The following is a 21,632-nucleotide window of genomic DNA, read 5'->3' on the forward strand; positions in this document are numbered from 1 at the left end:
GCCACGAACATGCAACGTCTACTCAAAAATCGCGAATGGCTGCTGGCGGGCATCATCCTCATCATGATCGCCGGCTTTGCGCTGCGCGCGCCCGGCTTCGGCCGACCCGGCAATCTCGTCAATATCTTCAATGACACGTCCATCCTCATCATACTGGCGCTTGGCCAGATGGCGGTCATTCTCACCAAATCCATTGACCTTTCAGTCGCTGCCAATCTCGCCTTTACCGGCATGGCGGTGGCGATGACCAATGCCGCCTTTCCGGGCGTACCCCTGCCGCTGCTCATCGTCATGGCGGTCGGCATCGGCGCGTTTCTGGGCTCGCTCAACGGCGTGCTGGTCTGGTGGCTCGGCATCCCGCCCATTGTCGTGACGCTCGGCACGCTCACCATCTATCGTGGCATGGCTTTCGTGCTGTCGGGCGGCGGCTGGGTGAATGCACATCAGTTTTCGCCGACCTTCCTTAATGTGCCACGCACGATGATCCTCGGCATGCCGATCCTGTCCTGGGTCGCCATTCTCATCATCGCCGGGGCCTGGCTGGTGCTTACCCGCAGCTCCTTCGGCCGCTCCGCTTACGCTTCCGGCGGCAATCCCAGTGCTGCCGTCTATGCCGGCATCGATGTCGGCCGCACCCGCTTCTTCGCCTTCGTGCTGTCGGGCGCTTTGGCCGGTCTCGCCAGCTATCTCTGGGTGTCGCGTTACGCCGTCGCTTATGTGGATATCGCCGCCGGTTTCGAGCTGGATAGCGTCGCGGCCAATGTGATCGGCGGCATCTCGATTGCCGGCGGCATCGGCTCGGTGGCCGGTGCGGTGCTTGGCGCGCTGTTCCTCGGCGTCATAAAGAACGCGCTGCCCGTCATCGGCATCTCGCCCTTCGCGCAGATGGCAATTTCCGGCGTGGTCATCGTGCTCGCCGTCGTCTTCAATGCCCGCGCCGAGGCCAGAAAAGGCCGCATCATCCTGCGCGACCGGGCCGCGGCAGACCATGGCAAGGAAGCATCTGCATGAGCACGAATTCCCAACCCTCACAGGCACCGCGCGTCATTCCCGACAAACTCGGCACGCCGCTCAGCCGTATCATGGCCAGCTGGGAAGTGTTGCTGCTTGGCGTCGCGATCCTCATCTTCATCGCCAATTCGCTCGCCTCGCCCTATTTCCTTAACGCCTGGAACCTCTCCGACGCGACCTTCAACTTCACCGAAAAGGCGATCATCGCCTTTGCCATGGCGCTGCTGATCATCGCCGGCGAAATCGACCTGTCGGTCGCCGCTATCATTGCACTGGCCTCCACCGCCATGGGTGCGGCGGCGCAAATCGGGATCGACACTCCCGGCCTCGTCGCCATTGGCATCGGCACCGGGCTTTTCTGCGGCGCCTTCAACGGCTTTCTGGTCGCAGTGCTGAAACTGCCCTCCATCGTCGTCACCATCGGCACGATGAGCTTGTTTCGCGGTATTTCCTACATGGTGCTGGGGGATCAGGCCTATGGAAAATATCCGTCGGATTTCGCCTATTTCGGTCAAGGCTATGTGTTCTGGGTGATCTCCTTCGAATTCGTGCTGTTCATCGCCATGGCCGTCCTCTTCGCCATTCTGCTGCATGCCACTAATTTCGGCCGGCAGGTCTATGTCATCGGCACCAACCCCTTCGCCGCACGCTTTTCCGGCATTCCCGTCGAGCGCGTGAAGTTCATCCTCTTCCTGCTCACCGGCCTGATGAGCGGCATCGCCGCCGTCTGCCTCACCTCGCGCCTCGGCTCCACACGACCCTCAATCGCTCAGGGCTGGGAGCTTGAAGTTGTGACCATGGTGGTGCTGGGCGGCGTCTCCATTCTCGGTGGCTCCGGCACGATTGCGGGCGTCGTCATCGCCGCCTTCGTCATGGGCCTCGTCACTTTCGGGCTGGGGCTTCTGAACGTGCCCGGCATCGTCATGTCGATCTTCGTCGGCCTGCTGCTGATCATTACCATCGCCATCCCCATCGTCGTTCGTCGCCTTCGTGCCATGAGAGGCTAAACCATGCCGGAACTTGAAAAACACGCCTTCAAGATGAAGCTCTTCTCCGGCAAAGAGGCCGAATATAAAAAACGCCACGACGAGATATGGCCGGAGCTGATAGCACTGCTGCACGAGGCGGGTGTGAGCGACTACTCCATCCATCTTGACCCGGAAACCAACATTCTTTTCGGCGTGCTGACCCGACCGAAGGTCCACGGCATGGCGGCTTTACCCGAACATCCCGTGATGAAAAAATGGTGGGCGCATATGGCCGACATCATGGAGAGCAATCCCGACAATTCACCCGTCGCAAAAGACCTGGTGACGGTGTTCCATCTGCCATGAGCGACAGCATCAAACCGGGCCGCGTCGCGGTCATCGATATCGGCAAGACCAATGCCAAGGTGGTCGTCATCGACACCGGCAGCGGCGAGGAAATCGCCGGCGAGAAGCGGACGAACCCCGTTCTTCGCGATGGCCCCTACCCGCATTACGATGTGGAGATGCTCTGGGCTTTCATTCTGTCGGCGCTTGAGAAATTTGGCCAGAAGCCGGGTTTCGACGCGATTTCCATCACCACTCATGGCGCTTCAGCAGCACTTCTCGATGCAAACGGCAACCTCGCCATGCCGGTGCTCGATTACGAGCATATCTACCCCGAACCGGTTCAAGAGGCCTATCGCGGTATAAGACCCGATTTTGAAGAAACCGGCTCACCACAGCTTCCCGCGGGACTAAACCTCGGGGCGCAGATCCACTTTCAGAAAACCGCCTTTCCGAACGATTTCGCCAGGGTGCACAGCATCGTCACCTATCCGCAATATTGGGCGGGACGGCTGACCGGGGTGCAGGCAACCGAAACGACCTCGCTCGGGTGTCATACCGACCTGTGGAACCCGCGCCGGAAAAGCTTCTCCTCGCTGGTCGGGCGTCTCGGCATCGAGCAGCTGATGGCGCCGGTGCGCTCCGCTTTCGATGTGCTGGGAACGATCCGCCCATCGCTGGCGCAGGAAACCGGGCTGTCACCGGACATGCCGGTCTATTGCGGCATCCATGATTCCAATGCGTCGCTCCTGCCGCACCTCCTTCGCCGCGACGGAGATTTTTCCGTCGTCTCCACCGGGACCTGGGTGGTGAATTTCGCCATTGGCGGCAGGGCGGATGCGCTGGATCCCGCCCGCGATACGCTTTTGAATGTCGATGCGCTTGGACGACCCGTTCCCTCCTCCCGCTTCATGGGCGGCAGGGAATATGAGATGCTGGCGCAGCAATTCGGACCAGCAACAAGCGACGAAATCGAAGTCGCGCTCGGCGGGGTTATCGAAAAAGGCATGATGCTGCTGCCGAGCGTGGTCAGCGGCTCCGGCCCCTTTCCGGCAAACGAGGCGCGCTGGATCGCCGATAACGACGCAACAGGGGCGGAGCGACATGCGGCTGCCTCGCTTTATCTCGCCCTGATGACGGAATTCTGCCTTTCGCTCGTTGAGCGGAGAGGGCCGGTTGTCGTCGAGGGTCCCTTCGCTGGAAACACACTGTATTTAAAGGCACTCGCCGCTTTCGCCGCAACCGACGTCATTGCCATGGAAGGTTCGACAGGAACCAGCGCGGGCGCGGCACTCCTCACCGGCATCAAGCCGGTTGCCGGTCGCGAGCGTCATTTCACGGCTGGGGATATGGCGGCGCTGACTTCCTATCGCACCACCTGGCGGGGTCATCTGACCTGATCCGCATAAAAATGCGGCCGAACAATCGGCCGCATTTCGGTTCTGCAGAAGGTTCAGCCCTTGATGAAGGCCAGCAGATCGGCGTTCAGCACATCGGCATTGACGGTGAGCATGCCGTGCGAGAAGCCGGGATAGGTCTTCAGCGTGCCGTTTTTCAGCAGCTTGACCGACTTATGAGCCGAGTCGGCGATTGGAACGATCTGGTCGTCTTCACCGTGCAGAACCAGCGTCGGAACGCTGATATTCTTCAGGTCTTCAGTCTGGTCGGTTTCGGAGAAGGCCTTGATGCCGTCATAATGGGCCTTTGCGCCGCCCATCATGCCCTGCCGCCACCAGTTCTGGATAACGCCTTCATGCACGGTCGCACCATCGCGGTTGAAGCCATAGAACGGGCCGGCCGGCACATCGCGGAAGAACTGCGCGCGGTTTGCGGCGAGCGCCGAGCGGAAGCCGTCAAAAACCTCGATCGGCAGGCCTTCCGGATTGGCTTCGGTCTTGAGCATCAGCGGCGGCACGGCGGAAACGAGAACGGCCTTGGCAACGCGGCCGGCGGGTTCGCCATGCTTGGCGACGTAACGGGCGACTTCGCCACCACCGGTGGAATGGCCGATATGGACGGCATTCTTCAGATCGAGCGCCTCGACGACGGCAAAGGCATCGGCGGCGTAGTGGTCCATATCGTGACCATCGGCAACCTGGGCGGAACGGCCGTGACCACGGCGGTCATGGGCGACGACGCGAAAACCCTTGGAAACGAAGAACAGCATCTGCGCATCCCAGTCATCGGAGGAGAGCGGCCAGCCATGGTGGAACATGATCGGCTGGGCATCCTTCGGGCCCCAGTCCTTGTAGAAGATTTCGGTTCCGTCTGTCGTCTTAACAAAGCCCATGATCGTTTCTCCTTTGGTTGCGGTGGCATCTTCCAGCGCAGCCTCTGTTGTGCGCCGGTTTGATGGAGGGATAATGACGCAGGAAAACAGCCCCAACAATTACAATAATAATTCGGAATGAATTGCGTTTTTAGCAATAATGATGGAGCCGCCCGCTGCCTGCCGGATTCCGGTATCGGCGCTAAACGGCACCAAGCCGCAAAGGTTGCGACAGATGGCGCAAACGGGTCATAAAAAAATTGCAGGCAGAGCGCTCCGCGCCCTGCCCTCAGTTTAAAGCAAACTCTCCAACACCGTCTCTCGGGGCGGCGTGGCCAGAGCTTTCAATCCACCTCGGGATCGTATTCCCTCGGGCTGTCATCCTTCGAGAACAGCACGCAAGGACCGCGTGAACCGCGCGGATCATAAGCGTAGCCCTTGGCCGTCAGCGCCTGCATGATATCGCGAACGCCTGCAAGGCCATAAAGGTGATCGTGCAGCTCGACGAATATACGTTCCACGCCGGAAAGATCGGCCCTGCCGAGCAGATCGCGCTCGGCGCCTTCAATATCCATCACGAGCGCCGTGATGCCCTTGCTGGCAACGAATTCATCGATATTGGCGGAGGAGATTTCTATACGCTGCTCATAGGGGCCCTGATTTTCGTCCATGGACGACATCCAGAGATCCTTGCGGACATAGAAAGGATAGGAACGCGGTTGGTCGGCGGTGAGAAGCCCCTGTGAAAACACGACATTGCCGCGGCAATTGGCCTTGATGACCCGCTCCGCCAGCGCCGCCGTCGCAGGGTTGGCCTCGAAAGCCCAGACGGAAACATCCTCTATGCCGGCGATGATGGAGGTGATGATGCCGATACCGGAGCCCAGCTCCAGAACACGGTCACCCGGCTTGATGGCTTTCAGGACGCTGCGGGCCTCTTTGGCCTCATAGCTGCCGTCGGTCAGCGCCTGCCAGATGACGGGCGATACCTCATCGGAAGAAAGAGGCAGGGCAACTCCATGCACGTCCAGTATTTCCATGTCTCAAGCCTTTTCGCAAAACCCGGTCGCTTCGTCCGAATGATCCATATCGACCGGGAATGCTCTACAACATCGGCGCGGCGACCGGTATCGGTTTTAGCAGGCAATGATATATCGGTTAAGAATTCGCCACGCTCCCAATGCCGCGAAACAGGCCTGTTTCAGACGGAGCTCCAGGCCACCAGCTCCTTGGCCGGCAAAGGCCTGCTGATCAGATATCCCTGCACCTGATCGCATCCGAGACGCCGGACACATTCATATTGCTCTTCCGTCTCGATACCTTCCGCAATCGTCGTCATTCGCAGGCTGCGACCGACGCCGACGACGAATTCCACGATGGCCAGCGCATCGCGGTCGCTGGTGATATCGCGCAGGAAGGACCGGTCGATCTTGATCTTGTCGAAGGGCACGCCGCGCAGATTGGCAAGCGAGGAATAACCGGTGCCGAAATCATCCATGGCGATCTGGATGCCGACGGCCTTCAGCCGCGACAGCGTGTTGATCGTCTGGTCGCTCTTGTTGAGCAGGATCGATTCAGTGATTTCAAGCTCGAGCCGGCTCGGCTCCAGCCCGCTTTTCTCAAGCGCGCCCATCACGTTCTGGATGAGACTGGTGCTGTGGAACTGAACAGGCGAGAGATTGACCGCCACCTTCATGTCCTCATCCCAGCCCATCGCCTCGCGGCAGGCCGTCTCCATCACCCATTTTCCGAGCGAATGGATGAGGCCCGTTCTTTCCGCCACGGGAATGAACACGCTGGGCGGCACATCGCCCCTGACCGGATGTTTCCAGCGCAGCAGTGCTTCGAAACCGCAGAGTTTGCGGGTCTGCGTCGCCACCTGCGGCTGGTAATAGACTTCCATCTCGTCATTCTGCAGTGCCGTCTGCAGATCGGCCTCGAAGGATTTCTTCTCGGTCAGCTGCTTCTGCATGCGGACCTTGAAGACGCTTGCCCGGCCCGGGCCGATGGCTTTCGCCTCGTAAAGAGCCAGATCCGCACGCTTGAACAATTCATCGGCATCGACGGCGCCATGCGAGATGGCGATGCCGATGCAGGTGCCGATTTTGACCTCCTGTTCACCCAGCTGATAGGTGCGGCTGATCTGATCGATGAGCTTGGTGGAAAGGCGGCGGGCGGCATCCTCGTTCAGATCGTCGGAGACGACGGCAAATTCGTCGCCGCCCAGACGGCAGACCATGTCATAATCGCCGCCGATGGCCGAAAGGCGCTGCGCCACGGCCTGAAGCAGCGCATCACCCGCATCGTGGCCGAGCGTGTCGTTCACGTCCTTGAAACCGTCGAGATCGAGCAGGAGGATGGCCGTCGTTCCGGTGCCGCCGAAGGAGCGGCGCAACCTCTCGATCAATTCCTGCCGGAACAGCGCACGGTTCGGCAGCCCCGTCAGCGCATCATGATAGGCATCGTGCTCAAGCCGGACGTTCTTCGCCTGCAATTCGAGCGTCGCGGCACGCAGATCGTCCGTCAGGCCGCGCATGCTTTTCTGCGCCCGGTTCAGGAGATCGTTCTGGCGAAGCAGCAATATGACAAGGGCGATACCGCACAGGATCAGGCCGCCGGCCAGCGCGGTATAAACGATATGCAGCTTGCGCACATCCTCATGGGCCGTGTCGATCAGATTGACGTCATAAGCGACGGAGGAAGAGGCAAGCGTTGTCATCGGCGCATCGAGCGCGCTCATCGCCGAGAGCAGATCCGGAACTTCGGCGGGATCAAGGGTGTTCACCTCCTGCTCCAGCCGCTCCAGAATGGCATCGAGGCGGGTTACAAGATCCCGCCACTGCTGTTTCTCATTGATGAAGGCCCCGAGGTTGCCCTGCTTCAGAAGCTCAAGCCGGCTCAGCATGATGTCCAGACGCAGCTGCAACTCGTCCCGGTCTATCTTGCCGGGATTGAGCGCGAAGACGGCCAGCTTGTTCTGCAGGCGCAGATATTCCGCCACCGTCTGGCTGACGGCCCAGGAATCATTGTAGCGGGCGAATTTCTGCAGAGCGGTCTGCCGCTCGGCAATCACGAAAGCGATATAGCCCGTTGCCAGGACGAAGCAACAGATGATCACCGCCACAAGTTTTCGCAAACGGCACCTTTATTCCACGTTCAGTTTGGCAACTTGCCATGCGGACCGCGAATAATAGGTCTGCTTCTGCAGCTCCGGGTCGCTGTCATAGGGATAGATGACGAACAACGGGCCTTTTTCGCGAACTGTCATGTAATTGCCATCCAGCTTGATCGCGAGGATAACGTTAAATTTCTTAAAATCTTCAATCGGTATCGTGCTGACATAATCGTTGAGGGCGACGGCCGTGACGCTTGTGCCCTTTGCCCCGACGACATCCATCAGTTTCGCCAGCGACACGCCCTCGAAACGAACGCGGCCATCGTGCCATGGCGTCGTCGTCTCCACCGTCTCCATGCCGAGCGCTTCCAGCATGTCGCGGTCAAACTGCGCCGCACCCTCAGCATTCGTGTTGGTGATGTTTCCGGATATGGTTAATATCGGCTTGCCTTGCGGTTTGGCGATCTCTGCGGCCCCGGCACAGGAAAGCCACACGAGCGACAGGAACGCACTGAGAAGTACCCGGGCGAAACTCATACTTTTTCTCCATCGATAACGTTCAGGTCGAGGGTTTTCGCCAACCTCTGAAGGTCAAGGGAACCGACACTCGCAATATATATCAGGAACCAATATTATATCCTCACTGAGATTTTATCCGTATTTTCTCTAGGTTTTGAGTAAACCCTTTTGATAATTTTTCCGTCCCATTGTAGTTTTTTAGGCTTGGCGCCCTGTTATGAGGCAAACGACAGGCGCTAAAAACTTCTGTCGACAATCCGTCCGGTGCGACAAAGGCCGAATTGTGGCGAGACCTGTTCCGCCCTCGGACAGAACTGCCTGATTCGCGCGCAAGGCGGCTGGCCGATCGTTACCTTTTCAGATGCAGAACCGGAATGACAAAGACAGGTTCCCCGCCACAGAAAAATCATGGCGATTGCCGGGACGCATGGTTGAAACATACCGCCCGGAACTTAATATAAAGGCTGTCATTTCCGTTTCCGGCCATCTCGGATGCCGGAAATATCCAGACACCCGTTCCGCGCAGCGCAAGCCGCGACGCCGGATACGTCCGGTCAGGACAATTCTGTTCACGTCTCCGGGCCGGACGGCACCCGCCGTATCGGCCGCATCATGAAGGTAGCCCCTATGCACACCTATCCCGACATCAAACTTCTCATTGATGGCGAATGGCGAGACGCCGTTTCCGGCAAGACGATCGCCGTATCCGATCCGGCAACCGACGAGATCATCGGCGCGATCGCCCATGCCGAAAAGGAAGACCTCGATCTGGCGCTTGCCGCCGCCGAACGTGGTTTCAAGCTGTGGCGCGACACCTCGCCCTTCGAGCGTTCGAAGATCATGCGCAAGGCTGCTGACATCCTGCGCGAGCGCAAGGACAAGATCGCCTACATCATGACCCGCGAGCAGGGTAAGCCGCTGGTGCAATCCGGCACCGAAATAATGGGCGCCGCCGATACCATCGACTGGTTCGCGGAAGAAGCCCGCCGCACCTATGGCCAGGTCATTCCCGCGCGTGCGACCGGCGTGTCGCAGCTTGCCATCAAGGTGCCGGTCGGCCCCGTTGCGGCGTTCACGCCCTGGAACTTTCCGCTCAACCAGATCGTCCGCAAGCTTTCCGCAGCGCTTGCCACCGGCTGCTCCATCATCGTCAAGGCACCTGAGGAAACCCCGGCGTCACCGGCTGAACTCATCCGCGCCTTCGTGGATGCGGGCGTACCGGCAGGCGTCATCGGCCTCGTTTACGGCGTTCCGTCAGAGATTTCGGAATATCTGATCCCGCATCCGGTCATCCGCAAGATTTCCTTCACCGGCTCCACGCCCATTGGCAAACATCTGGCGGCCTTGGCCGGCAAGCACATGAAGCGCGCCACGATGGAACTGGGCGGCCATGCGCCTGTCATGATCTTCGACGATGCCGATATCGAAAAGGCGATTGAGGTGACCTCGCTTGCCAAGTTCCGCAATGCCGGCCAGGTCTGCGTCGCGCCCACCCGCTTCCTCGTGCAGGACGGCGTGGCCGATCGCTTCCTTGAAGGTTTCGTGGAAGCAACCAAAGCCATCAAGGTTGGTAACGGTCTCGAAGAGGGCGTCATCATGGGTCCGCTTGCCAATGAACGCCGCATTCCCGCGCTGGAAGGCCTCATCAACGACGCGGTTTCCCATGGCGCGGAACTGAAGACCGGCGGCCGCCGCATCGGCAACAAGGGCAATTTCTTCGAGCCGACGGTTCTCGCCAATGTGCCGGTGACCGCCAAGATCATGAATGACGAGCCCTTCGGCCCGGTCGCGATCATCAACCGCTTCTCGAGCTTCAATGACGCCATCACCGAAGCCAACCGCCTGCCCTTCGGCCTTGCATCCTATGCCTTCACCGGCTCGGTCAAGACCGCGCATGCGCTCAGCCAGCAGGTCGAAGCCGGCATGCTGACCATCAACCATAACGGCCTTGCGCTTCCCGAAGTCCCCTTCGGCGGCATCAAGGATTCCGGTTATGGCACGGAAGGCGGTTCGGAAGCGGTTCAGGCCTATCTGGAGACCAAATTCGTCAGCCAGATGAGCTAAATGCTATCGAAATTTCTTCTCCCCGCCGGGGAGAAGATGCCCGAAGGGCAGATGAGGGGGGCAAGCTCTCCGTATATCTCTAACGTCGCCCCCTCATCCCGCTGCCGCGACCTTCTCCCCCTCGGGGAGAAGATGAAAGTCGCACCCGCTCGATCCATCCTTACCTCTGAAAATTGCTCAGCCTTATCTTGCCTCCAACCCCATCATCGCCTAAAAGAACAAAGAGTGAACTTTGGGGGATTACATGAGCGACACGGCGGCACCGGCACTGAAGGAAATCTTCAACCGCGAAAAACTGCAGCATATCGCCGATCAGACCAAGGCCGTTCATCCGCCCTTTGACGTTTCCGCCTTCATGGCGCACGCCACGACAAATCTCGAGGCCCTGGGCATCATGCAACGCATGCGGCAGGTGGCGACGAGCCTTCACGCCACACTGCCCGGCGACTATGCCCGCAACATCGAAATCCTGACCGCCGCAGCGCCCGGCATCGGCAACGGTTTTGCCTCCATTTCACTGCCGGAATATGTGGCCCTTTACGGTCTCGATGATTTCGATCTTTCCATGCAGGCCTTGTCCTATTTCACCCGTTTCGGTTCCTCGGAATTCGCCATTCGCCATTTCCTGCAAAAGGACTTGAGCGCCACGCTCGCCGTGATGGAGACATGGTCACGGCATGAAAACGAGCATGTGCGGCGACTGGCGAGCGAAGGCTGCCGGCCCCGCCTGCCCTGGTCGTTCCAGCTGAAACCGCTGATTGACGATCCCTCGCCGGTCACCGCGATCCTCGACACCATGAAAGCCGATGATGCACTTTATGTGCGCAAATCCGTCGCCAATCACCTGAACGACATCACCAAGGACAATCCCGCCTTTGTGCTGGCGCTGATCGAGACATGGCCGAAGGACAACCCGCATACGCGCTGGATCACGCGGCAGGCCTTGCGCACCCTTATCAAGAAGGGTGATGCCGCAGCACTTGCCCATCTCGGCGCCAATGAGGAAGCGCAGATTGCGCTTGCAGCGTTTCAGGTATCGCCTGAGACGGTCGCTCTCGGTAATCCGGTGCGGATTTCCGCCTCTTTCACCTCAACGGCGAAGAGCCCGCAGAAGCTGGTGATCGACTACGCCGTGCATTACGTGAAGAAGAGCGGCGATGCCTCCGCCAAGGTCTTCAAATGGAAAGAAGTCGAGCTTCAGCCCGGCGAAACCTGCGCGCTGTCGATCAGCCGCGCCATGCGCGATTTCACCACCCGCAAGCACTATGCCGGTATTCACAGGGTCGACCTGATGATCAACGGCAGGCTGGTGGCGGAAAGCGCCTTCGAGCTTCTGATCTGAAGCCGGTCAGCGTCCCGCCCTATCTCACGCCGTCGGAAAAATCTTCGCCCGGCGGATGATGACCGAGCCGCGATCTCCGGCGGCTACGTCGTTTTCCGGCGGCACGTCGAATTCCAGGCGGTCGCCGCCATCGGTGCTGGCGATCACCCGGCGCTCGCCGGCCCGGTCGAGAACACGCTCCACCGAGGCCGGAATGCCCTCATGCAGATCCTCCCATTCGAGATCGCCTGGGCGGGCATAGATATCGACGGCGCCATCGCCCTGGGCATAGGAGAAGGGCAGCTCATTGTCGCCGACATAGACCTTGCCGCCGCGCGCCACGCCGGACACCCGATTGGCATCGCCGAGAAAACGCATGACGAAAGAACTGTTGGGCTGTCGGCACACCTCTTTCGGCGTGCCCTGCTGCACGATTTCGCCCTGATTGAGAATGACCACGCGGTCGGCCAGATCAAGCGCCTCTTCCTGGTCATGGGTCACGAAAATCGTGGTGATGCCAAGCGAATCGTGAATTTCCCGCAGCCAGCGCCGCAGGTCGCGACGCACATTGGCATCCAGCGCCCCAAACGGTTCGTCCAGCAGCAGCACCTTGGGGTCGACCGAAAGGGCGCGAGCGAGCGCCACGCGCTGCCGCTGCCCGCCGGAAATCTGCGCCGGAAAACGGTCGCCGAGGCCATCGAGCTTCACCAGCCGCAGCAGTTCCTCGACGCGGGCGTCAATCGCCGCCCTGTCGCGCTTCACCCTGGACACCTTCATGCCGAAGGCAATGTTTTCATGCAGCGTCATATGCGGGAACAGCGCATAATGCTGGAACACGAAACCGACGCCGCGGTCTCGCACCGGAATATTGGTGGCGTCCTCTTCCCCGAAAAAGATGCGGCCGCCATCGCTATATTCGAGACCGGCGACCATGCGCAGAATCGTCGTCTTGCCGGAGCCGGAAGGGCCGAGCAGCGCCAGAAGCTCACCGCTTTCGATATCCAGCGAAACATCGCGCACGGCGCGGAAGGTATCGAAGGTCTTCACCACATTTTCGAGGCGGATTTTCATGGGGATCAGGTCTCCGTGGCGATGGCGGCATCGCCGTTGGTCTTTTTGGCACCGCGCCCGGCGCCGCGCCGTTCCAGCGCCACCTTGGCGATGATGGTAACCACGGCAAGCAAAGCGAGGATGGAGGCCGACGCGAAGGCGCCAGCCGTCTGGTAGTCATGATAAAGCAGCTCGATATGCAGCGGCAGCGTATTGGTCTGGCCACGAATATTGCCCGATACGACCGATACCGCGCCGAATTCGCCCATCACGCGGGCGTTGCACAGCACGACGCCGTAAAGCAGCGCCCATTTGATATTCGGCAGCGTCACCGAAAAGAAGGTGCGCCAACCGGATGCGCCAAGCGAAGTCGCGGCCTCCTCGAGATCGCGGCCCTGCGCCTGCATCAGCGGGATGAGTTCACGCGCCACGAAAGGTGCGGTCACGAACATCGAGGCGATGACGATGCCGGGCAGAGCAAAAAGAATCTTGATGTCATGCGCATCGAGGAACGGCCCGAACAACCCCTGCAGACCGTACACGAAGAGATAGGCGACACCGGCGACGATCGGCGAAATCGAGAAGGGTATCTCGATCAGCACCAGCAGGAAACGCCGGCCGGGAAAATCGAACTTGGTGATGGCCCAGGCCGCAGCAACCCCGAAGGCCGTATTGACCGGCACGGCGATCAGCGCCGTCAGCATCGTCAGCATGATGGCGTGGCGGGTGTCGGGATGGGTAATGGTGGCCGAATAGGCCTTCCAACCCTGCGAAAAGGCTTCGACACCGATGATGATGAGCGGCGCCACGACCAGCAGCGCACCGATGATGAGCACGAAGGCGATCAGGCTACGGCGAACGAGAGGCGCGTCGCCGACGCGCGGCGGCTTGCGGTGTCGGGAAACGGTGCTCATGCCTCAGCTCCTCACCGTATAACGCAGCGCCCGCGCCTGAAGATAATTGGTGACCGCCAGCATCACGAAGGCGGTGATCAGCAGCACGGAGGCGATGGCGGCGGCGGCCTGATAATCATATTCCTCCAGCCGGATGAAGATCAGCAGGGCGGTGATCTCCGTCGAGAACGGCTGGTTGCCGGCAATGAAGATGATTGCCCCGAATTCGCCAAGGCTGCGGGCGAAGGAAAGCGAAAGACCGGCGAGCAGTGCCGGGGTCAACAGCGGCAGGATGACCTTGCGGAAAATTTCGAGATCGGAGCCGCCGAGCGACTGCGCCGCTTCCTCCAGCGCCGGATCGAGATCTTCCAGAACCGGCTGCACGGTGCGCACGATGAAGGGCAGGCTGGTAAATGCCATCGCCACCATGATGCCGAGCGGCGTATAGGCCACCTTGATGCCGAATTGCGAAAGCACCGAGCCGAACCAGCCATTGCCCGCAAACAGCGTCGTCAGCGCAATGCCGGCAACGGCAGTGGGCAGTGCAAAAGGCAGATCGACAATGGCATCAACGATACGCCAACCGGGAAAGCGGTAACGCGTCAAAACCCAGGCAAGCGCCAGCCCGAAAATGACGTTGAACAGCGTGGCAGCCAGCGCGCAAAGCACGGTGACGCGGTAGCTGGCAACCGCGCGCGGCGAAGAGATGATCGACCAATATTCGGAAGGACCAAGGCTCGCCGCCTTGAACACCAGGGCCGAAAGCGGCAGCAGCACGATGATGGCGACGTAAGTGAGGGTAACGCCAAGGGACAATTTCAGCCCCGGCAGAACATTCCGCTTCAAACCCCGCCCCCATTTCATCAAAAAGCGACCCGGCAGTTTCCTGCCGGGCCTTTTACCTGTCGTATATCGTCGTGATTAACGGCTGCCGTAAAGCGTATCAAGCGTCGCGCCGGATGCAAAATGCTCTTTCTGGATTTTGTCCCAGCCGCCGAAAACATCATCGACGTTGACGAGACGAATGGCCGGGAACTTGTCCTTGAACTCGCCGACGACCTTTTCATCATGAACGCGGTGACCGAATTCGGCGGCGATGCGCTGGCCTTCTTCGGTATAGAGGAAATCGAGATAGCTCTTCGCCAGATCGCGCGAACCGCGCTTGTCGACCACCTTGTCCACCACGGCCACCGGGAATTCGGCGAGCAGGCTGACGGAGGGCACGACGCCTTCCACCTTTTCGGCGCCATATTGCTTGGCAATGCCGCGGGTCTCGGCTTCGAAGGTGATCAACACGTCGCCGATTTCGCGCTCTACGAAGGTGGTGGTGGCGGCGCGACCTCCGGTGTCGAAGACCGGTGTGTTGTCGAAGATTTTCTTGACGAATTCCTGAACCTTCTTCTCGTCGCCGTTGAACTTCTCCTTGGCGTAAGCGGTGGCGGCGAGATAGGTGTAACGGGCGTTACCCGAGGTCTTCGGATTGGGGAAAACCACCTTCACGTCATCGCGGGCAAGATCGTCCCAGTCCTTGATACCCTTGGGGTTGCCAGCGCGCACCAGGAAGGACGGGAAGGAATAGAACGGCGAAGCGTCGTTCGGGAAATCCTTTTTCCAGTCGGCGGAAACGAAACCCTGCTTCACCAGAAAATCAACGTCGGTGACCTGATTGAAGGTGACCACATCAGCTTCCAGTCCCTCGACAATGGCGCGCGCCTGCTTGGAAGTGCCGGCATGCGACTGATCGACCGTGACACCCGGATGCTGCTTGATGAACGCCTCGTTCTCGGCCGCAAAAACTTCGCGGGCAACATCATAGGACGCGTTGAGAATGGTGGTCGGAGACTGCGCCTGCGCCGCACCTGCAAAAAGAGCGGCAATGGCAGTACCGATAATGAGAAGACGTTTCATGAATACCCCCGGCAATTCGAATGGTGCTCAACATAGCGGGCGGCGGCTATAGCGACGAGAAACAGCCGTGCTTTGCGGAGGCACGGATTGGAAATTTCGCCCAAAGAATTTGAGTTCGAAAGGCGATGATTTCATATGGCGCAGGAAGCCGGATTTCTTTTGCGCCGGGCTAAAGACGATGCTCGGGAAACAGATTGCCGGAATGCGCGGCAAGATAAGGTGCAAGGTCCTCCTCACGCACCTCCTCCAGCTGCGCCGGTCGCCAGCGGGGATTGCGGTCCTTGTCGACCAGAGCCGCACGCACGCCTTCGTAAAAATCGTGCTGCCGCAATATCTCCGTGCCGGCGGCGAATTCTCGCTCCAGGCACTCGATCAGGCTCGCGCTTTCCCGGCCGAGGCGCAGCAACTTCAGGGTCAGTTTCAGACTGGTGGGAGAGCGTTTGCGCAGGACTTCGAGGGTCTCGCGTGAAAAAGCATCATAGCGCGCCGAAAGGGCGGCGAAGATTTCCTCGACTGTATCGAAGCGGAATGTCGCATCAATGACATCCCGGTTTGCGGCCAGCACACCTTCGCCCGCATCAATGGCAGAGGAGGTTATCGCCGCCTCGACACCTTCGATATCAGCAGCCTGCGACAGAGCCCGCACCAGCGCATCGAGACGTTCGGAGGGTATGCAATAATCGGCAAAGCCGGCATAGACGGCATCGGCGGCGGTGACCGTGTTGCCGGTCAGCCCCAGCCAGGTGCCGCATTCGCCGGGCGCTCTCGGCAGAAGCCATGAACCGCCGACATCGGGAAAATAACCGATACCCGTTTCCGGCATGGCGAGCCTTGTCCGCTCGGTAACGATGCGGTGGCTGCCATGGGCGGAAATGCCAACGCCGCCGCCCATGACGATGCCGTCCATCAAGGCCACATAGGGCTTGCCGAAACGGGCGATGCGATAGTTGAGCGGAAATTCCTCCCGCCAGAAATCCAGCACCTGCGGGTCACCGGCCTTGCCGAGATCATGGATGATACGGACATCGCCGCCGGCGCAAAGCCCTCTTTCGCCTTCTCCCCTCAACACCACGCAGGAAATGGCCGGATCATCCTCGAAACGCTGAAGTGCCTGAAACAGGGCGCGTACCATCGGCAGCGTGAGGCTGTTGATGGCCTTCGGTCGGTTGAGGCTGATGATGCCGGCCGCTCCTCCTGTCTCGACGATAACCTCAGTTTCCACTTCCCTTGCCAGTTCCAAGACCGCCTCCTCCGCTGCCATGCATCCGCCCATCTTGGCGGCCTTGGTGCAATCACGCAACGTTGATCTTGTGTTGCGGGAACGTCTTTCGCTGAAACGGCTTTGAAGGGGAGAAAATGCCGAAAATCCTCTTTCGCAATGCAGCATGTTTGCTTGACGCCCGGAAGATCATGGCATGTAATGGGCTCTGGAAATGCCGGCATTGATTCCTGTCGAGCGTGTGCCGGGCCAAGCGGAATGTCGCCTTCTCAAAGGCGCTGTAAACAGCAACGGGAGACGAGCATGCAGGTTTCGGAACACGAATGGATCAGCAAACGGGCATATACACTCTGGGAAAAGGAAGGCCACCCCCATGGGCGCGACGCGCAGCATTGGGAACAGGCCAGGCATGAATTTTCGCTGCTGAAGACATCGGAAGCGACTAAACCCGCCACGCGCAAGAAGGCTGCTCCCAAGGCCGCTGACGCTGACGCCGCCGCACCCGACGCGGAAGCCCCGGCGAAACCCAAGACCCGCAACCGCAAGGCCGCCGCGAAGTAAAAGGCTCGCAAACCTGAGCTGAAGCCGCGAATGAAAAAGCCCGACGAAATCTCGCCGGGCTTTGCCTGTTTAGCGGGGGTCGCAACCCGGATCACCGATCCGGCAGCCGTCCTGAAAGTTTTCCGGGACCGGTGCGCGGCGCGGATCGTCCCACTGACGACGATCGGGACGGCGCTGGCCTTCATCCTGATTTTGCTGGCGATCGCGGTTTTCGTCTTCCCAGCGACGGCGGTCGTCATCGCGACGCGGCCTGTCCTGATTTCGGTCACCCTGGTTCCAGTCGCCATAACGACGCTCCCAGCGACCGTCATTTGGACCGCCCTGGCGGGGATCGCGCAACTCGTCGCGGCGTCCGTCACGCCAGTCGTCCCGGCGGCCGTCACGCCATTCGTCGCGCGGACGCGGGCGATCCCAGCCGGCACTCGGAGGTGGTGCGTTCCAGTAACCGCCGGACGGCGGCGGACGACGCCAACGGTCACGCTCACGATAGAAATCGCGGTCGCGGTAATAGCGGTCCCAATAGCGGCCGACTTCGAAGGTGATCACCGGCACGCCCAGATCGCGGTAATAACGCGGCTCGACATAGACCCGGTTCTGCCGGTAGGTCGTGGCGATGTAACGCCCGGCGACCCAGCCGCGACCGCCGACGAATGAAACATCGCACCACGGCGTATCTGACAGGCAGCCATGGACGGTGAGCGGCGCGCCATTGGGAATTACCACGACAGCCGGATAGGCCGTGCTCGGGCCGGAGCGCATATTCACATTCGCGGTGGCGAAGCCGCGTGCCGCAGCTTCGGCAAGAGCCGGTGCGGCGAGCATGGCCACCAGCGCAATTGCGCCAAACAGTCTTCTCTTCACTTCTTTCTCCTCAAGCAAAGGCCCGCTTTGCCCTTGTCGGCATTCATCACTTTCGACGAACGAGCATGCTTCCGCATACTGCCACGAGCGGAAAATACGCGTTCCTCGATGAACACAGCATGAAACAAACCGGCATCCACATCAGTTCCACCTGCGGCAATGAGCCCCCGACAATTTGCCGCCGGAATGGACCGCCGGTCTTGACTTCGGGGGGCAATCATCCGACTTCAATGCAACAGCAATATGGAGCAGAACCATGAGCGAAACCGCACAGACGACCGTCGACCAGAGCGAGGTGGATCGCTTCTCCGCGATGGCTGCGGAATGGTGGAGCCCAACCGGCAAGTTCCGCCCGCTGCACAAGTTCAACCCGGTGCGCCTTGAATATATCCGCAACCGCATCTGCGAGAATTTCGGCCGTGACCCGAAAGCACACCGCCCGCTGGAGGGATTGCGCGTGCTGGATATCGGCTGCGGCGGCGGCCTTCTGTCCGAACCCGTCGCCCGGATGGGCGCCACCGTGGTGGGCGCCGATCCCTCGGAGAAGAACATCGGCATCGCTTCCACCCATGCGCGGGAAAGCGGGGTCAGCGTCGACTACCGCGCCGTGACCGCCGAACAGTTGCAGGAAGCCGGCGAGACCTTCGACGTCATCCTCAACATGGAGGTGGTGGAGCATGTGGCCAATGTCGATTTCTTCGTCACCACCTGCGCGAAAATGGTGCGTCCCGGCGGGCTGATGTTCGCCGCCACCATCAACCGCACCCTGAAGGCACGGGCACTGGCAATCTTCGCCGCCGAAAACGTGCTGCGCTGGCTGCCGCGCGGCACCCATCAATATGAAAAGCTGGTCCGCCCGGAAGAGCTCGAGCGGCCGCTGGTGGCCAGCGGCATGGATATCATCCACCGCACCGGCGTCTTCTACAACGTGCTGCAGGATCGCTGGAATCTCTCGCCAGACATGGATGTCAATTACATGATGCTGGCGAAGCGCGCGCCGTAACAATCCTCGTATATTCTTCTGACCTGTTCTTGCGGATGATCCTTGTCGAGTAATTATTGACCGTAAGTCAAAAATTGACTATAAGTCAATTCCACCATAACGGGTCGGCAAAATGAGCGGCACTTCGAGAAAACAGCGCGAATTCGTCAGGCGGGAACAGGATATTCTCGACACTGCGCTGCGATTGTTTGATCAGGAGAATTGGCAGGCGGTCAGCATTGAAACGATCGCGAACACCTTGGGCATCGCAAAGGGCACGATCTACAACCACTTCGACAGTAAAGACGAGATATATGCCCGTCTGGCGCTCACTTTTTTCCAGATGGAAAACGCCAAGCTGCAACATTTGCGTCACCGAAACGCGGACCCCGTTGCTCAAGTGAAGGACATCCTCCGGATATTTTGGGAACGTGTCGAGGCGCCGCCGCAAATGCAGCGTCTCGTCCAATATGTCTGGCGCAAGGACTTTCTGGAACGCCTCCGTCCCGAGACCCGCGCTTTGCTGCAGGAGACGGACCATGTCGTAAACCAGACCATTGCCGCTATTGCGGCCGAGGGCGTCGAGGCCGGTATGTTCCTTGATAAACCCCTGCCGCTATTGCTTTTTCCAGCACAGGCCACGCTTGCGGGTGCCCTGCAGCTCGCCTTTAATGGATATATTCCAGACAACGACAAAAACGCGGCGCTGGAAGCGTTAACCGGCGCAGTCCTGGCCGGACTGACCTGCAGTCAAACAACAACGGATTGAGCGGCAGAGGGATTTCATGACTCTGGCGATAAACCGTAACCGATTTTTGATGGCAGGTTCCGTCGCCGGACTGGCGCTGAATGGCATGAACATGCTCAAAAATGCGATCGTTCCAGCTTTTGGTAACCGTTGGGCTGCTGCATTGGAACATCTGGGAATTGATCTACCAAGCCAGATGCAAAACCCTGTTTCGCTTATCCTGTTTCTGGCGATCAGTACCGTCTACGGTTTTTTTGCAGCATGGCTTTACGCCGCAGCAGTGCCGCGCTTTGGAGAGGGCCTGCCAACCGCCCTTCGCATCGGCGTGGCATTGTGGATGATCGGTTATCTCGCACCGATGGCAGGCTATGGGTTGCTGGGATTGTTTCCAATCTCCCTTGTCCTGTTCAGCGCACCGTTCAGTCTTGTCGAATTCTCACTATGTGCCATCCTCGTCAGCATGATCTACCGTGATCATCCACAACCAACGAGATTCTAAAACTCAATTGACGTCATCAGGCAGCGTCGGCAGCGGCGCGATCTCGATACCCTCGTCCAGCAGGGCCTTGGCTTCCTGCGCCGAGGCATTGCCGATGATGCCGCGTTCATCCGCCTCGCCATAATGGATCTTGCGGGCTTCCTCGGGAAACCTGTCGCCGACATCTTCCGCGTTGGCGCGAATATTGGCGACGGCGTCGCGGATTTTCGCAAGCGCTTCTTTTCTGGCGGCATCCATGGCCAGCGTCTGGCGTTCGTCTTTCTTGCGGGCAGTGGAGACCGAAGGCGCCATCAGGAGCTTGGAGACCTGCAGGGAATTGCAGACCGGGCAGGACAGGAAACCGCGCTGCAACTGATTGTCGAAATCGTCGCTCCCGGAAAACCAGCCTTCAAACTCATGGCCCTTTTCACAGGCCAGCGCATAACGGATCACGCCGCCTCACCTCCGGCAGGTTTCAGGGGAATAACGGTGTCCAGCCCAAACTCGCGGGCATTGCGGAGATTGGGGATTTTGCCGCGCGCAGTCGCCACCAGTGCGGTATCGATGTCGGCGAAGATGATCTCTTCCCCGGCACCGCCGGCGATCGCCAGAACCCTGCCCCATGGGTCGATGATGATGGAATGGCCGTAGGTCTCGCGCCCGTCCTCATGCACGCCGGCCTGAGCGGCGGCGATGACGAAAGCACCGTTTTCAATGGCGCGGGCGCGCAGCAGAATTTCCCAATGGGCTTCCCCGGTCTGGCGGGTGAAGGCGGCGGGAACCGTCAGGATTTCGGCACCGGCGAGTGCTTCCGCCCGGAAAAGCTGCGGGAAACGCACATCGTAACAAATCGCGAAGCCGAACTTCGCCAGCGGAATTTCCGCAACGCGGGCCGCGGCACCCGGTTCATAAGCGGCGCTTTCACGCCAGCTCTCGCCATTGTCGAGATCGACGTCGAACATGTGAATCTTGTCATAGCTGCAGATGCGCGAACCGTCCGGCGCGAAGAAAAATCCGCGATTGGCGATCTTGCCATCCGGCCGGGCTATCGCGGTCGAGCCCACATGCACATGAATGCCGAGTTCGCGCGCCAGCCGCGCGGCGGTCGCAACGATGATATCGCCATCATCGTCACGCAACTGGGCACGAAGCGCCTGCCTGTCCTTCTGGATCGCGCCTGTCATTTCCGGGGTCTGAACGTAGACAGCCCCTTTGGCCGCGGCGGCACGCACCAGCCGTTCCATATCGGCGGCGTTCTTCGCCGGATCGACACCGGAGCGCATCTGAATGGCCGCAGCCTTGAAACTCATCACGTCCTCC

General features: G+C 59.8%; 22 protein-coding genes. 10 read left to right on the plus strand and 12 right to left on the minus strand.

What is annotated here, in order from left to right:
• Positions 1 to 9: 9 nt before the first annotated feature.
• The 4 genes from QD336_RS11785 to QD336_RS11800 are packed head-to-tail and all read left to right on the plus strand — an operon-like array spanning position 10 to position 3,724.
• Positions 10 to 1,011 (plus strand): ABC transporter permease, encoded by a 1,002-nt coding sequence (locus tag QD336_RS11785; protein WP_499170795.1) that lies wholly within the window; start codon positions 10 to 12, stop codon positions 1,009 to 1,011.
• Positions 1,008 to 2,018 carry an ABC transporter permease gene (locus QD336_RS11790; protein WP_499170797.1) on the plus strand — a complete coding sequence of 337 codons (1,011 nt, stop codon included), beginning with the start codon at positions 1,008 to 1,010 and terminating at the stop codon, positions 2,016 to 2,018. Before QD336_RS11785 ends, QD336_RS11790 begins: the two co-directional genes overlap by 4 nt.
• Before the next feature lie 3 nt (positions 2,019 to 2,021).
• Positions 2,022 to 2,345 carry an L-rhamnose mutarotase gene (gene rhaM, locus QD336_RS11795; RefSeq protein ID WP_499170799.1) on the plus strand — a complete coding sequence of 108 codons (324 nt, stop codon included), beginning with the start codon at positions 2,022 to 2,024 and terminating at the stop codon, positions 2,343 to 2,345.
• Entirely contained in the window at positions 2,342 to 3,724 is a 1,383-nt protein-coding gene (locus QD336_RS11800; protein WP_499170800.1) for an FGGY-family carbohydrate kinase, read from the plus strand. The genes rhaM and QD336_RS11800 overlap by 4 nt, the downstream gene beginning before the upstream one ends.
• A 53-nt stretch (positions 3,725 to 3,777) precedes the next feature.
• On the opposite strand, the gene QD336_RS11805 is transcribed toward QD336_RS11800, so the two are convergent.
• The 4 genes from QD336_RS11805 to QD336_RS11820 all read right to left on the minus strand — a co-directional run bounded on the left by QD336_RS11805 (position 3,778) and on the right by QD336_RS11820 (position 8,245).
• Entirely contained in the window at positions 3,778 to 4,614 is an 837-nt protein-coding gene (locus QD336_RS11805) for an alpha/beta fold hydrolase (protein ID WP_499170802.1), read from the minus strand.
• Positions 4,615 to 4,937: 323 nt separating this feature from the next.
• Positions 4,938 to 5,633, minus strand: a complete 696-nt coding sequence (locus tag QD336_RS11810; protein WP_269342602.1) for an FkbM family methyltransferase — start codon at positions 5,631 to 5,633, stop codon at positions 4,938 to 4,940.
• Positions 5,634 to 5,794: 161 nt separating this feature from the next.
• The gene (locus QD336_RS11815) at positions 5,795 to 7,717 is read right to left on the minus strand and encodes a putative bifunctional diguanylate cyclase/phosphodiesterase (protein ID WP_269342600.1); all 1,923 of its coding nucleotides are present in this window, start codon (positions 7,715 to 7,717) and stop codon (positions 5,795 to 5,797) included.
• Between the two features lie 21 nt (positions 7,718 to 7,738).
• Positions 7,739 to 8,245: a putative pterin-binding protein gene (locus tag QD336_RS11820; protein WP_269342599.1), complete on the minus strand. Its 507-nt coding sequence runs from the start codon at positions 8,243 to 8,245 to the stop codon at positions 7,739 to 7,741.
• A gap of 609 nt (positions 8,246 to 8,854) precedes the next feature.
• On the opposite strand from QD336_RS11820, the gene QD336_RS11825 reads away from it, so the two are divergent.
• A complete protein-coding gene (locus QD336_RS11825; protein ID WP_499170957.1) occupies positions 8,855 to 10,291 on the plus strand; it encodes an NAD-dependent succinate-semialdehyde dehydrogenase in 1,437 nt (478 codons plus the stop codon).
• Between the two features lie 244 nt (positions 10,292 to 10,535).
• Positions 10,536 to 11,633: a DNA alkylation repair protein gene (locus QD336_RS11830; RefSeq protein WP_499170804.1), complete on the plus strand. Its 1,098-nt coding sequence runs from the start codon at positions 10,536 to 10,538 to the stop codon at positions 11,631 to 11,633.
• 24 nt (positions 11,634 to 11,657) lie between these two features.
• Here QD336_RS11830 and QD336_RS11835 read toward each other — a convergent pair whose 3' ends face one another.
• From QD336_RS11835 to QD336_RS11855, 5 genes are all read right to left on the minus strand, one after another.
• Positions 11,658 to 12,683, minus strand: coding sequence for a sulfate/molybdate ABC transporter ATP-binding protein (locus QD336_RS11835; protein ID WP_499170806.1), 1,026 nt, complete (start codon positions 12,681 to 12,683; stop codon positions 11,658 to 11,660).
• A gap of 5 nt (positions 12,684 to 12,688) precedes the next feature.
• Positions 12,689 to 13,576, minus strand: coding sequence for a sulfate ABC transporter permease subunit CysW (gene cysW / locus QD336_RS11840; RefSeq protein WP_499170807.1), 888 nt, complete (start codon positions 13,574 to 13,576; stop codon positions 12,689 to 12,691).
• 3 nt (positions 13,577 to 13,579) lie between these two features.
• The gene (cysT, locus tag QD336_RS11845) at positions 13,580 to 14,419 is read right to left on the minus strand and encodes a sulfate ABC transporter permease subunit CysT (RefSeq protein ID WP_269342594.1); all 840 of its coding nucleotides are present in this window, start codon (positions 14,417 to 14,419) and stop codon (positions 13,580 to 13,582) included.
• Between the two features lie 57 nt (positions 14,420 to 14,476).
• Positions 14,477 to 15,463: a thiosulfate ABC transporter substrate-binding protein CysP gene (gene cysP, locus QD336_RS11850; RefSeq protein ID WP_269342592.1), complete on the minus strand. Its 987-nt coding sequence runs from the start codon at positions 15,461 to 15,463 to the stop codon at positions 14,477 to 14,479.
• Positions 15,464 to 15,632: 169 nt separating this feature from the next.
• The gene (locus QD336_RS11855; protein WP_499170809.1) at positions 15,633 to 16,724 is read right to left on the minus strand and encodes an enoyl-CoA hydratase/isomerase family protein; all 1,092 of its coding nucleotides are present in this window, start codon (positions 16,722 to 16,724) and stop codon (positions 15,633 to 15,635) included.
• Positions 16,725 to 16,985: 261 nt separating this feature from the next.
• Between QD336_RS11855 and QD336_RS11860 the strand changes: the two genes are divergently transcribed.
• Positions 16,986 to 17,243, plus strand: a complete 258-nt coding sequence (locus QD336_RS11860; protein ID WP_499170810.1) for a DUF2934 domain-containing protein — start codon at positions 16,986 to 16,988, stop codon at positions 17,241 to 17,243.
• 69 nt (positions 17,244 to 17,312) lie between these two features.
• Here QD336_RS11860 and QD336_RS11865 read toward each other — a convergent pair whose 3' ends face one another.
• Positions 17,313 to 18,104, minus strand: a complete 792-nt coding sequence (locus QD336_RS11865; RefSeq protein WP_499170811.1) for an SH3 domain-containing protein — start codon at positions 18,102 to 18,104, stop codon at positions 17,313 to 17,315.
• A 256-nt stretch (positions 18,105 to 18,360) separates the two neighbouring features.
• On the opposite strand from QD336_RS11865, the gene ubiG reads away from it, so the two are divergent.
• The 3 genes from ubiG to QD336_RS11880 all read left to right on the plus strand — a co-directional run bounded on the left by ubiG (position 18,361) and on the right by QD336_RS11880 (position 20,333).
• Positions 18,361 to 19,107 (plus strand): bifunctional 2-polyprenyl-6-hydroxyphenol methylase/3-demethylubiquinol 3-O-methyltransferase UbiG, encoded by a 747-nt coding sequence (gene ubiG / locus QD336_RS11870; RefSeq protein WP_499170812.1) that lies wholly within the window; start codon positions 18,361 to 18,363, stop codon positions 19,105 to 19,107.
• Positions 19,108 to 19,219: 112 nt separating this feature from the next.
• Positions 19,220 to 19,855 carry a TetR/AcrR family transcriptional regulator gene (locus QD336_RS11875; RefSeq protein ID WP_499170813.1) on the plus strand — a complete coding sequence of 212 codons (636 nt, stop codon included), beginning with the start codon at positions 19,220 to 19,222 and terminating at the stop codon, positions 19,853 to 19,855.
• 16 nt (positions 19,856 to 19,871) lie between these two features.
• Positions 19,872 to 20,333, plus strand: coding sequence for a hypothetical protein (locus QD336_RS11880; protein ID WP_499170814.1), 462 nt, complete (start codon positions 19,872 to 19,874; stop codon positions 20,331 to 20,333).
• A 3-nt stretch (positions 20,334 to 20,336) separates the two neighbouring features.
• Here QD336_RS11880 and QD336_RS11885 read toward each other — a convergent pair whose 3' ends face one another.
• Both QD336_RS11885 and QD336_RS11890 read right to left on the minus strand, forming a co-directional pair.
• Positions 20,337 to 20,765 (minus strand): DUF1178 family protein, encoded by a 429-nt coding sequence (locus QD336_RS11885; protein WP_499170815.1) that lies wholly within the window; start codon positions 20,763 to 20,765, stop codon positions 20,337 to 20,339.
• The gene (locus QD336_RS11890) at positions 20,762 to 21,622 is read right to left on the minus strand and encodes a carbon-nitrogen hydrolase family protein (protein WP_269342578.1); all 861 of its coding nucleotides are present in this window, start codon (positions 21,620 to 21,622) and stop codon (positions 20,762 to 20,764) included. The genes QD336_RS11885 and QD336_RS11890 overlap by 4 nt, the downstream gene beginning before the upstream one ends.
• Between the last annotated feature and the right edge of the window lie 10 nt (positions 21,623 to 21,632).

Source organism: Rhizobium sp. BR 250 (assembly GCF_047445855.1).
Taxonomy (GTDB): Bacteria; Pseudomonadota; Alphaproteobacteria; order Rhizobiales; family Rhizobiaceae; genus Agrobacterium; species Agrobacterium tumefaciens_I.